The 12,822-nt window shown below is 40.1% G+C and carries 10 protein-coding genes; 7 read left to right on the top strand and 3 right to left on the bottom strand.

Annotated elements, in window-relative coordinates:
• Positions 1-18 precede the first annotated feature (18 nt).
• The 4 genes from rpsA (at position 19) to pyrF (ending at position 3,398) form a co-directional block, all read left to right on the top strand.
• A complete protein-coding gene (gene rpsA / locus L6C30_RS10655) occupies positions 19-1,695 on the top strand; it encodes a 30S ribosomal protein S1 (protein ID WP_168419003.1) in 1,677 nt (558 codons plus the stop codon).
• A gap of 159 nt (positions 1,696-1,854) precedes the next feature.
• A complete protein-coding gene (locus L6C30_RS10650; RefSeq protein ID WP_004976773.1) occupies positions 1,855-2,160 on the top strand; it encodes an integration host factor subunit beta in 306 nt (101 codons plus the stop codon).
• Between the two features lie 17 nt (positions 2,161-2,177).
• Positions 2,178-2,543, top strand: a complete 366-nt coding sequence (locus L6C30_RS10645) for a lipopolysaccharide assembly protein LapA domain-containing protein (protein ID WP_236163050.1) — start codon at positions 2,178-2,180, stop codon at positions 2,541-2,543.
• Positions 2,544-2,717: 174 nt separating this feature from the next.
• A complete protein-coding gene (pyrF, locus tag L6C30_RS10640; protein WP_070154573.1) occupies positions 2,718-3,398 on the top strand; it encodes an orotidine-5'-phosphate decarboxylase in 681 nt (226 codons plus the stop codon).
• Positions 3,399-3,531: 133 nt separating this feature from the next.
• On the opposite strand, the gene L6C30_RS10635 is transcribed toward pyrF, so the two are convergent.
• Together L6C30_RS10635 and L6C30_RS10630 are read right to left on the bottom strand one after the other, a co-directional pair.
• Positions 3,532-4,437 (bottom strand): lysine exporter LysO family protein, encoded by a 906-nt coding sequence (locus L6C30_RS10635; protein WP_236163051.1) that lies wholly within the window; start codon positions 4,435-4,437, stop codon positions 3,532-3,534.
• Between the two features lie 67 nt (positions 4,438-4,504).
• Complete coding sequence (locus L6C30_RS10630; RefSeq protein WP_070154569.1) at positions 4,505-5,983, bottom strand: NAD(P)/FAD-dependent oxidoreductase; 1,479 nt, start codon at positions 5,981-5,983, stop codon at positions 4,505-4,507.
• Between the two features lie 184 nt (positions 5,984-6,167).
• On the opposite strand from L6C30_RS10630, the gene L6C30_RS10625 reads away from it, so the two are divergent.
• The 3 genes from L6C30_RS10625 (at position 6,168) to L6C30_RS10615 (ending at position 10,943) form a co-directional block, all read left to right on the top strand.
• Positions 6,168-7,175 (top strand): AraC family transcriptional regulator, encoded by a 1,008-nt coding sequence (locus L6C30_RS10625; RefSeq protein ID WP_236163052.1) that lies wholly within the window; start codon positions 6,168-6,170, stop codon positions 7,173-7,175.
• An 89-nt stretch (positions 7,176-7,264) separates the two neighbouring features.
• The gene (zapE, locus tag L6C30_RS10620; protein ID WP_019836514.1) at positions 7,265-8,419 is read left to right on the top strand and encodes a cell division protein ZapE; all 1,155 of its coding nucleotides are present in this window, start codon (positions 7,265-7,267) and stop codon (positions 8,417-8,419) included.
• A gap of 358 nt (positions 8,420-8,777) precedes the next feature.
• Positions 8,778-10,943, top strand: a complete 2,166-nt coding sequence (locus L6C30_RS10615) for a malate synthase G (RefSeq protein WP_236163053.1) — start codon at positions 8,778-8,780, stop codon at positions 10,941-10,943.
• A gap of 657 nt (positions 10,944-11,600) precedes the next feature.
• On the opposite strand, the gene L6C30_RS10610 is transcribed toward L6C30_RS10615, so the two are convergent.
• Positions 11,601-12,065, bottom strand: coding sequence for a MarR family winged helix-turn-helix transcriptional regulator (locus L6C30_RS10610; RefSeq protein WP_004976754.1), 465 nt, complete (start codon positions 12,063-12,065; stop codon positions 11,601-11,603).
• Positions 12,066-12,822 lie beyond the last annotated feature (757 nt).

Raw genomic sequence — 12,822 nt, 5'->3', positions numbered from 1 at the left:
GACTTTATCAGGTATATCATGACCGAATCTTTTGCAGCCCTCTTTGAAGAAAGCGAATTAAACCTCAACGTTGAAAAGGGTGCTGTCATCCAAGGCGTTGTAGTAAGCATCGACTCTGACTGGGTAACAGTTGATACTGGCCTTAAATCAGAAGGCGTTGTAGACCGCGCTGAATTCTTAAACGAACAACGCGAACTTGAAGTTCAAGTTGGTGACACCGTTGATGTTGTTGTTGAAGCACTTGACAACGGTATGGGCCAAACTGTTTTATCACGTGAAAAAGCGAAACGTGCTGAAACTTGGACTAAACTTGAAAAAATCTTTGAAGACGGCGAAATCGTTACTGGTGTTATCTCTGGTAAAGTTAAAGGCGGTTTCACTGTAGACATCGGTCCAGTTCGTGCGTTCTTACCAGGTTCTTTGGTAGACACTCGTCCTATCCGTGACACAACTCACCTTGAAGGTAAAGAGTTAGAGTTCAAAGTTATCAAACTTGATGCTAAACGTAACAACGTTGTTGTATCTCGTCGTGCAGTTATGGAAGCTGAATCTTCAGCTGACCGTGAAGCGCTTCTTGCTCAGCTTGAAGAAGGTCAAACTGTTACTGGTACGATTAAGAACCTTACTGACTACGGTGCATTCGTTGACCTTGGCGGTATCGACGGTCTTCTTCACATCACTGACATGGCTTGGAAACGTATCAAGCATCCATCAGAAGTGGTTGAAGTGGGTCAAGAAGTTACTGTTAAAGTACTTAAATTTGACAAAGAGCGTAACCGCGTATCTTTAGGTCTTAAGCAATTAGGCGAAGATCCATGGTTAGCGATCATGAGCCGTTATCCTAAAGGTTCTATCGTTAAAGCTCGCGTAACAAACTTAACTGACTACGGCTGTTTCGCAGAAATCGCTGAAGGCGTTGAAGGTTTAGTACACGTTTCAGAAATGGACCACACTAACAAAAACATCCACCCATCTAAAGTTGTTCAGATTGGTGACGAAGTTGACGTTATGGTTCTTGAAGTGGACGAAGAGCGTCGTCGTATTTCTCTTGGTATCAAACAAACTCGTGCTAACCCATGGGAAGAGTTTGCTAAGAACCACGACAAAGGTGAAAAAGTTTCAGGTACAATCAAGTCAATCACTGACTTCGGTATCTTCATCGGTTTACCAGGCGGTATCGATGGCCTAGTTCACTTGTCTGACATTTCTTGGAACGAGCAAGGCGAAGAAGCTATTCGTCGTTACAAGAAAGGTGACACTGTTGAAGCGGTTATCCTTTCTGTAGACGCTGAAGGCAACCGTATCAGCCTTGGTATCAAGCAATTGAACAGCGATCCATTCAACGATTTCTTAGCTGCTAACGAACGTGGTGCTTTGGTTAAAGGTACTGTAACTGCTGTTGATGCTCGTGGCGCAACTGTTAAGTTAGCTGACGAAGTTGAAGCAACACTTAAAGCATCTGAAATCAACCGTGATCGCGTTGAAGATGCAACTAAGTTCTTGGAAGTTGGTCAAGAAGTTGAAGCGAAAATCATCAACGTAGACCGTAAATCTCGCTCTATCAACTTGTCTATCAAAGCGAAAGACGAAGCTGAAGAGAAAGAAGCTGTTGCTAACTTGAAAACTGCAGCTAGCGGTCAAGACAATGGTCCTAAGACAATTGGTGACTTGATCAAGGCTCAAATGGGCAACTAAGTTACGGGTAAACTGTATTGTTAATGTAAATTAACACATACTTTTTACACAAATACTGTAAACGGTAGCGTAGTATTCAATTATTACGCTACCGTTTTGTATTTAAACAGGTTATTATCAGTTTAGGTAAAAGTAGCTTGATAATTAAAGAGGTCGCAGATGACTACTGAAGCACTTAATAAGTCTGACTTGATAGAACGAATTGCTTTGAAAAATCCACATTTGGCTGAGCCATTGGTGGAAGAAGCTGTTAAGATCATGATTGATCAAATGATTGCATCACTATCGGCAGATAACCGAATTGAAATTCGTGGATTCGGTAGTTTCGCATTGCATCACCGTGAACCACGTGTAGGTCGTAACCCAAAAACAGGTAAGTCTGTAGAGGTTGCAGCTAAAGCTGTACCGCACTTTAAACCAGGTAAAGCACTACGTGATGCAGTAAACGAGTCTGTAAATAAATAAAATTCCTAGGGGTGTTTATGCGTTACGTCCTCGTCGCTATTTTAGTTATTCTATTTGGATATTCTCTGGCATTGGTTTTGCAAAACGGCACTGAACTTTCAGTAGACCTGTTATTTACTCAAATACCCGCAATGCGTTTGGGTTTATTGCTTCTGATTACATTGGCGCTCGGTTTGGTGCTAGGGTTATTGTTGGGCGTGCAAGTGTTCCGTGTATTCCAAAATAGCTGGGAAATTAAGCGACTACGTAAAGATATTGAATATCTGCGTAAAGAGCAAATTCATGCAGCTCAACTTGCTGCTGCTGAAGCTGCTGCTCATACTCGTCATGAAAAAACGGTATTAGATGTGCATACTGAGGATCGTTCTTCTAATGCACTTTAAATTACTCTGTTAAGCGAATTGATCATCAACACCTCAAGGTTCTCTTTGGGGTGTTTTTTTATGTGTATCTTTGAGCATATTGTTGCGATGAGCGATAAGCTTTCTTTTTGACTATCTGCTTGTCACGAATCACTTTATAATAACGACTATTTGTCAAATCCATAGGTAATTCTCTTGAGTATCATTGTTGCCCTCGATGCTAAAAGCCAATATGACGCCTTAACCATTGCAGAACAATTAGACCCTGCATTATGTCGAGTAAAAGTTGGTAAAGAGTTATTTACCCATGAAGGTCCAACCGTCGTGAAAGCCTTACATGACAAAGGTTTTGAAGTTTTTCTGGATTTGAAGTTTCACGATATTCCAAACACAACTGCTCAGGCAGTATGTGCGGCAGCAGACTTAGGCGTTTGGATGGTCAACGTGCATGCTTCAGGTGGTCGAAAAATGATGGAAACCTGTGTGGAGCGTTTAAAAGCAGGAAATTATCATACCCTATTGATTGCAGTGACTGTACTCACTTCTATGGGACATGAGGATTTAAAAGATTTAGGTTTAGATATTGAGCCATTTGAACAAGTTCAGCGTTTAGCCAAACTCACTCAAGAAAGTGGTTTAGACGGTGTGGTGTGTTCTGCACAAGAAGCCAAAATGCTACGTGAAACTTTAGGACAAGATTTCGCCTTAGTGACCCCTGGGATTCGTCCTGAAGGTTCTAATGCCGATGATCAAAAACGTATTGTGACTCCAAAACAAGCTATGCTAGATGGTTCTACGCATTTGGTCATTGGTCGGCCAATTACAAAATCTGAAAATCCGCGTCAGACTTTGAAAGATATTTTAGTGACGCTTTAAATTTAACATCTGTAACTCTTTTCAAAGGGAGATAAATCCTCTCAATCTCTCTGCCAGAGGGAGAGAGGACAGTTAGTGTAAATCTTCTCACTAACTTTCTCTCAGAGTGTAACAGAACAATTGTTGATTCTTGTTAAATCACTGCCAACACACTTACAGCAATGGGTGCAAGGATTGACAATACAAATCCACTAACCATGGCATGCGGAATATAATCCTTGCCACAGGCTTGTTTGACCATGGGCAAAGTAACATCCATGGCAGTTGCGCCTGCAGCAGAAATTGCAGCACGCGGATAACGCCATCCCAAGATATACATCAGCAATATCGCAAAAATCTCTCTGAATAAATCATTCATTAAGGCAATACTACCCAGTTCGGCATTGCGTAGTTCAGACACGACAATCCCGCTCATGGAATAAAATCCATAACCTTGTGAGAGCATAAGCAGGTCTTGTAGAGTGATGGGGAGCCAAAGTGCGCAAAGTAGTACCCCAGCAACTGAACCGAAAATACAGCCTACGGGCACCATCAAAATTTTCCAATTCAGCCAAGAACGATCTAGAGGCGAATACGCGAGATCGAGTCCAATCATCCACATAAACAGCAACAGTAAATACCAAGTGTTGATCTGAACTTGGAAATCCATAGCACTAAAAAGTAGATGCAACACGTAGCCTGCCAATAGTGCAAAAAAGGCATAGCTGATATTGATGCAAGATTGAATCAACAATTGTAATGAAACTTTACCTTGTGTTGCTTGTAGCCCCAAACCTTTGTAAAGCAAATAGCAACACAGAAATGCACCGATTGAAGTAGCAAAAGCAATCTGTAAAGCTGTCATGAGAATATAGGATGGCTGCTGTAGTGAACCGAGCGTTTGTGAAAATTCCATCGCAATTGCAATCAGCAGGATATAGCTAAAATATGGAAGCAGTTGAAACGCAATTTTTTTAATTATTCGTGGAAGGCGTTTTGCCAGTAAAAAGCCAAGGCATAAACAGCAGAGTAATTGGAAAATCAGCCAAAGAGATTGCATGAGATCAACAGGTAGGAGGAGGATAAAAACCTGTTGATTATGCCAGTTTGCTTTTAAAAGCGGAAATTTATACCGCTTTGCTGATTAATCTAAAATCACTAGGATGCAGCGACTTGGTTTTTAGCCAATATTTCCAAGTATAGGTTGGCCAAAGGGCAAAGTTTTTTCCACCCTCTTGTTGATACCAACTTACACAGCCAGATTGCCAAACCGTGTTATTTAGCATGTCTTGCACATCGTGGTTAAATTGATCTTGTACTTGATCTTTTACTACAATTGCATTGCTCTGTGATTGTGCCACCAAATCCATCATTTGCAGAATGTAATCGACTTGCGATTCGATCATAAAAATAACCGAGTTATGCGCCAAAACTGTATTTGGCCCAAGCAACTGAAACAGGTTCGGAAAACCTTTGTGGCTAATGCCGTAATAGCTTTCTGCGCCATCTTTCCATGCCTGTTTTAATTCAACGCCATGTTCACCAATGCAGCTAAATGGCTGTAGATAGATACGCGGATCGGTAATAAAGCCTGTGCCATAAATCAGACAATCAATTTTTCGCATTTTACCATCTTTGGTGATGATGCTGTCTGCAGTCAATTCCTGTATTGCATCAGTCACTAATTCGACGTTGTCACGGTTAAAAGTTGGGAAGTATTTATTGGACACTAAAATACGTTTACATCCCATAATGTAGTCAGGCGTGAGTTTTTGTGCCAATTGTTTGTCTTTGACCTGAAAACGAATAAAGGCTTCTGCCAGTTTTTGGGTATATTTCATCACGTTAGGTTGCATGATTGGAATTGCACGTGATTCATTCGACCAATACAAACGCGCACGATGCAACTTTCTAAACCAGTCAGCTTGTTTAAACAGTTTTTTCTCAATATTCAGATATTTGCGTTCATCTCGTGGAATGACCCATGCAGCTGTACGTTGCATGACATATAACTGTTTAACTTGAGGTGCAATTTCAGGAATGTATTGAATCGCGCTGCCGCCTGTGCCAATAGATGCCACAACTTTGCTATTTAAGTTGTATTGATGATCCCATTGAGACGAGTGAAAAACCTTGCCCTGAAACTTTTCAATCCCTTGAATGTGCGGGATTTGCGGTACATGCAGTGGACCAGAAGCAAAGACTAAATATTGACAACTCAATTGTCTGCCATCTTTTAAAGCAACATGCCACGCACAGTCTTTTTCGTGGTATTCGGTATGCACCACTTCACTGTTAAATTGGCAATATTCACGAAGATTAAACTGTTGCACCACATCTTGAATATACTGAAAAATTTCTGGCGCTTCGGCATAACGTTTTGACCAGTCAGTTTTGGGGGCAAATGACAATGAATACAGATGCGATTGCACATCACAAGCCGCGCCAGGGTATTGATTTTCACGCCAAGTACCACCCACTTCATTAGACTTTTCTAAAATCACAAAGTTATGAATGTTGCGTTGTAGCAAACGAATCGCCATGGCCAATCCACCAAAGCCTGCACCAATAATTGCGACTTGATAATGTGCTGCTGCATCCTGCATGAAGGTATCCTTATATTTATTTTGTTTGATTTAGGTCTATTTAACTTAGGTTTGTCAATGTCAGGATAGAATAAGCCAGCATGCGCGAACATGATCGTGCTGACATAAAAATTGATATTTTCGGCAATTTCTATCTGTGGACGAATCGGGTAAAAAGGATATTTCGTTTCACACTGTTCATTTTATGAAAAGATCCATACTTGGCTTGATGTATTTAATACAAGGCATGCGTAAAGCAGGCGTTGATGTCGATGCAAAATTGCAAAGTATCGGCTTGTGTGCAGATGCGCTGGACACCAGTTCGGTGATTCATCCAAGTCTGGAATGGGATATTTTAAACGTTATTGGTGCAGATGTTGAACCTGAAATGGGGCTGTTTATTGGACAGCATTATGCTTTGGCAGGTTATGGTCCTTTATTGATGTTATTGGTAACTAGTCCAGATATTGCCACTGCACTACAAAAAGGGATTCAATATCAGGGATTGACGCATTTAAGCGGGAAACTGAGTTTGCAACATAGCACGCGACATATTGCCTTGTGTTATCAACCCAATGATTTACATAGTAGTTTAGGTGTATTGCGTGCGCAGTGTGAAATTTCAGGCACCTTCAAATTTATTCAAGACCTATATAAAATGATGGGGATGAGTGCGCCACGTATTCGCATAGAATTGCCATTTGCACAGCCGCAGCAAAGTGAAGTTTTGCAAACTTTTTATGATTATTACGGTCAAGATATTGTTTTTAATCAACCCCAAGCAGCGTTTTGGTTTGATGATGCAGTTCTCACAGCACGTATTCCATCTGCCGATGCAGTCACTTTTAGTAGTTATGAAGCCAAATGCGTGATTGAGTTAGAGCGACTTAAACTCGAAGATGATGCGCCTTCGGTGGTACAGCGCGTAAAAGATTATTTGGAATTACAACAAGGCAGTATGCCGAGCATGGCAGAAACAGCACATGCTTTGCAAATTCCTGAACGGACATTGCGCCATCAACTGCAACAATTGAACACTAGTTACAAACAAATTCGTGAAGATCTTATCAAAGATAAAGCATTGCGATTAATTGAATATCAGGAATATTCAATTGAAATGATTGCAGAGTTACTTGGTTATTCAGAACCTGCGGCATTTAACCACGCCTTTAAACGGTGGTTTGGACAAAGTCCACGCCAATATACAAAATAGCCTAAGTATTTTGCAAACTATGCCAAAGTGCTATATCTCCCGATTCGATCTTCGTTATAATCTACAAGCCCAAATAAGTACTGATGAATATGTCTGATTTTAATTCGCCACAAACCACAGCCTTTACTCCATTATCGCCTGCGGAGCGTTATGCACAAGCGTTAGCCTCTGGACAATTTATGCCAGATGATGCGCAGGCGCAGGCTGTACACGAACTTGAGCGTGTGTGGCAGGAATTAATTCAACGCTATAAAGCATCAAAAAAAGCGTTCCGCCGTTTCCGCCGCCAAACAGCACCACAGGGTGTTTATATGTGGGGTGGTGTAGGTCGTGGTAAAACATGGCTCATGGATCAGTTTTACGACTCGATTCCATTTAGACGTAAAACACGTATGCACTTTCACCACTTTATGCAGCATGTGCATCGTGAACTGAACAAACTTTCAGGGCAGCGTAACCCGCTCGATTCTGTTGCAGACCAAATTTATAAAGATGCAGTGGTGATTTGTTTCGATGAATTTTTCGTATCTAACGTGACTGATGCGATGATTCTTAGTGAATTGTTCCAGAAATTATTCCATCGAGGTATCACTTTGGTGGCAACCTCTAACATCGCGCCAGACGGTTTATATAAAAATGGTATCCATCGAGATCGTTTTATACCAACCATTGAAATGGTCAAAAAACATTGCCAAGTGCTAAATGTCGATGCTGGTGTAGATTATCGCTTACGTGTTTTGAAACAGGCGCAATTATTTAAATCGCCTTTAACGCATGATAATCAAAACTGGATGGCACAGCGTTTCAGTGCTTTGAGCAATACACAACATTATTCTTCTGAGCCAATTATTATCAACCAACGTATTGTCGAAACAATTGCGCATACTGAAGATGTATTGTGGTGTGAATTTTCAGAACTGTGCTTTAAACCGCGTAGTCCTGCAGACTTTATTGAAATTGCCAACATCTACAATACGGTTTTGGTGAGCAATGTGCCGCATTTAACCGACTTCTTGTCTGAAGGAACACGTCGTTTTATTTATTTGGTCGATGAATTTTATGATCGTGGTGTCAAGTTACTACTGACTTCTGAAGATTCGATTATTGAAATTTATCAGGGCGAAAAACTGGCATTTGAAATTGAACGCACGCGTTCACGTTTATTGGAAATGCAGTCTGATGATTACTTAAATGAAGAACATAAACAGATACAGGCCACCGAAGCCAAACATCAAATCAGTTGATCTTTTAAGCGCCTAGAACTAGGCGCTTTTTTATGATAGAAAAGATGTGACTGTTGGTTTTATCGACATTTTGTCATAAACATGGCTTAATCTTGAAAGGTTGCAATAAGACTGACGCCGATTTTTACAACAAAATCTGAACTTAAGTCTAATTTCGACATTTCAAAAACTTTATACACTGTAAAAGTGTATTTAGATTGGTAATAGTGTCGTGTTTCTGATCAGTATTTATGATGATTGTTATTATTCATCTTGTAATAAATGATCGTTATTTTGAAATGTGATAATACTATTCAGCTAAATATAAATCAGTATACTAGAATCTCTTGTATAAAAAGTAGCAATATCAGGAAAGACAATGACTGCACGTATTCAAAAAGGCAAGTTAGCGATTGCTAAAGAACTTTACGATTTCATCGAAAATGAAGCATTACCAGGTTCTGGTTTAGACAGTGATAAATACTGGAAAAACTTTGAGCAAGTCGTTGTCGATCTTAGCCCTAAGAACAAAACATTACTCGCAAAGCGTGATGAGCTTCAGGCTAAAATTGATGAATGGCACCGCAATAATACATTTGAATTAGAAGCTTACAAAGCTTTCTTGACTGAAATTGGCTACTTATTACCAGAAGTAGAAGATTTTCAAATTACCACCGAGAATGTAGATGAAGAAATCGCATTATTGGCTGGTCCACAGCTCGTAGTACCTGTTCGTAACGCACGTTACTGCTTGAACGCAGCCAACGCACGTTGGGGTTCATTGTACGATGCACTTTATGGCTTCGATGTCATCTCTGAAGAAGGTGGCGCAGAAAAAGGTAAGGGCTATAATCCGAAACGTGGTGAAAAAGTTATCGCATTCGCGAAAAACTTCCTTGACGAAACTTTCCCATTGGCACAAGGCTCACACGCCGATGTCACTCAATATGCAGTTGAAGGCAATGCACTGGTTGTAACGTTAAAGGACGGCTCAACTACAACTCTTGCTGACGCATCTAAATTTGTTGGCTATAACGGCGAAGCTGTTGCACCGACGGAAATCGTACTGAAAAATAATGGCTTGCATGCGCTGATCCAAATCGATGCAAACAGCCCGATTGGTCAAACTGATGCAGCTGGCGTGAAAGATGTGGTGCTTGAAGCCGCTGTAACAACAATCCAAGACTTGGAAGACTCTGTTGCAGCAGTAGATGCTGAAGAAAAAGTAGAAGGCTACCGTAACTGGCTAGGCTTGATGCGCGGTACGCTTGAAGAGTCTATCGAGAAAAATGGCAAGACCATTACTCGTAAGCTGAATGCTGACCGTACCTTCAAGAATTTGGAAGGTGGTGAAACTAAAGTTCACGGTCGTTCATTGATGCTTCTTCGTAACGTGGGTCACTTGATGACAAACCCGGCAATCCTGGTGGATGGCGAAGAAATCTATGAAGGTATTATGGATGCGTTGGTAACACCGCTTCTTACGATTGCTGATATTCGTGGTGAAAACACGATCAAGAACTCTCGCAAAGGTTCTATGTACATCGTGAAGCCGAAGATGCACGGTCCTGAAGAAGTTGCATTTGCAGTAGAACTGTTTGAGCGTGCTGAACAAGCGCTTGGCTTGCCAGCAAAATCAATCAAAATTGGGATCATGGATGAAGAGCGCCGTACCTCTGTGAACCTGAAGAACTGTATTGCTCAGGCGAAAGATCGTACTATTTTCATTAATACAGGCTTCATGGACCGTACCGGTGACGAAATCCATACCTTCATGGAAGCAGGTCCATTCGTTCGTAAAGGCGAAATTAAAGGCCAAAAATGGTTCCCGGCTTACGAAAACCGTAACGTAATGATCGGTCTGCAAACTGGTCTGCGTGGTAAGGCACAGATTGGTAAAGGTATGTGGCCTAAACCAGACATGCTGTTAGACATGTACAAAACTAAGACTGAGCATCCAGAAGCTGGTGCAAGCTGTGCATGGGTACCATCTCCAACTGGTGCAGTGATTCACGCGATTCACTACCATCAAATCAATGTAGCAAACCGTCAGCAAGAATTACTTGCAACTGAGCCGCTACCTCTAGATGACCTATTGACTCCACCATTGGCAACAGACACCAACTGGACTGAAGAAGAGAAACTGAAAGAGCTAGAAAATAACTGTCAAGGTATCTTGGGTTATGTGGTTCGTTGGGTTGACCTGGGTGTGGGTTGTTCAAAAGTTCCAGACATCAACGATGTAGGCTTAATGGAAGACCGTGCAACTTTACGTATTTCTTCGCAACATGTAGCAAACTGGTTACGTCACGGAATTGTAACACGTGCACAGGTTGAAGAAGTGATGCAGCGCATGGCGAAAATTGTAGATCAACAAAATGCCGATGATCCACTATACACGCCTATGTCTAAAGACTTTGCTAACAGCATTGCGTTCCAAGCTGCTTCTGACTTGATCTTCAAAGGTGGCGAGCAACCTTCTGGTTATACAGAGCCACTTTTACACGCAGCTCGTTTAAAGTTAAAAGGTTACACAGGTGACTAATCCTCCAAGGATTTGACTTACTCATTGTGTAATCCAAACAAATGAGCCTCTTCGGAGGCTTTTTTGTGATCTGTATTTGCAGTATTTTTCGTGATAATTTTATCGCTACATGGGTACAGGATGTACTTTTTCTGTTAGAAAACGCCACCAAACGTCAAGCTGAGGAGTGGAGTGAAAGCCAATTTAGATGTTACGAAACGACAAATAAAGCAAAATTTAAAATCACTTGCACAGGAAAATATGTGTAAAACTGCTTCGACTATGATTTTAGCGGTGATGATAAATTAAGTATTCAGCGATATATGAAATTTGCCGTTTAAAGAGATGGCAGGGTTAAGAAGAAAATATTGGATCTGCGAGTAAAATTAGCATGGATCCCTCTGACCATGTTTTGATGAAGTAATTTCATGTGCATGGGTCTGTTAAACGCAGTGTTATTGTTATTCTACTTGCACGTTTAGATGAAGTGCTGACTCTGAAACCACCGCACATACACTGCTTTGTGCAGGTCTTTCCTGTAGATGAGTTCGAGTGTTCGCATGTACAAACAAAAAAGATCGAAAACACTAAGACGTCTTCAGCTTAATGTTTTTGATCTTTTAATGCACTTTGAACCTAAATTAGGAATTAGAAAAGAGTAGAAAAATAATACGATGTTTAGCGTGCTAAATTATTAAAAATGTGACGTAAACTTTCCATCATTTTTTCAATTTGTAGGGGAGTTAGACCATCAAAAGACTGCTCTAAAACAACGCTAGTCAGATCATTAATTTTGTTGGTCATCTCATTGCCTTTTTCTGTAAGCACGACACGAGTGATACGCGCGTCATCGTCACAAGAATAAGTTTCAACCAAACCTTCATCTTTTAAACGATAAACAATTTTAGTTGTAGTTGACATTTTTGATACCACCATGTCTGACAAATCAGACACACTCGCATGTGCTTTTGACCTTAATGCCAATAAAATACGACGGCGAGAATTATCTAACCCATACTTTTTAAGCGCCTGATCAACATTTTGTACATATTGTGCATGTACTTGTGTGACCCAATAATACGGAAACTGTTCAATATCATATTGGTCGGCGGATGGTAGAAATTTTGAATATTTCTTGGACATTGCATATTCCCTGCATTGTTTTAATTGTATTTTAGATGTTTCACATTTTATGTGAAAACTCATGTGCTTAGCAAGATGCTTTCAGTGGCTAAAATCTGATTGAAATTTAACGCAATATTATCCATTTCGATTAAAAAGCTAACTTTGCAACTGCTATTTTTCCAAGCATGTCGGTATTTGTTTCAGTTCAATCCGAATTCATGTGTCATATTAATTAATCCTCTAGAATTGTTTTAGTTTGGATTAATAGTGAGTGATCTCGTTTTATAAGTTGAATTATCAATTTAACCATCAACTTAGGCTGCATTTTAGTTAAAAAAATACATTTGTACACTTGGCTTTTAGGTAAAAGTGCGGGTTATTGCGTTGAATTTTGCAAAAAAATTATAAGCTTTGGTCTAATCTTTTAACAATAGTTCTTTTTTATCAATATTTTAAGTTTAGATTAAAGTGTGGGTTGGCTTACAGTTGTAATCTATGACTAATGCGTCTAAAAATACATTACAATTCATTTGACATTTTTAATCCATTCTCAGGATTTTTGTGCTGCTGTTATCGATTTAAAAAAATTAAGAATATGAAAAATAAAGTAAAACCATCTTATAGATCACACGGTTTAGTTTTTTTTAAAAAAATTAAAAATATAATAGGACTTACGCATTGACGGATTCAAAAAAGTATTAAAATACTTTATAAAGTATCTGTGATCAGACGAATTAAAAATGCTTCTACAGCAACTTGTACTCTACCCATTTAT

Origin of the sequence: Acinetobacter sp. KAM396, from assembly GCF_021602765.1 — a bacterium.
In the GTDB taxonomy this organism is placed as follows: Bacteria; Pseudomonadota; Gammaproteobacteria; order Pseudomonadales; family Moraxellaceae; genus Acinetobacter; species Acinetobacter towneri_A.
This window is presented reverse-complemented; position numbering and strand designations above follow the sequence as displayed.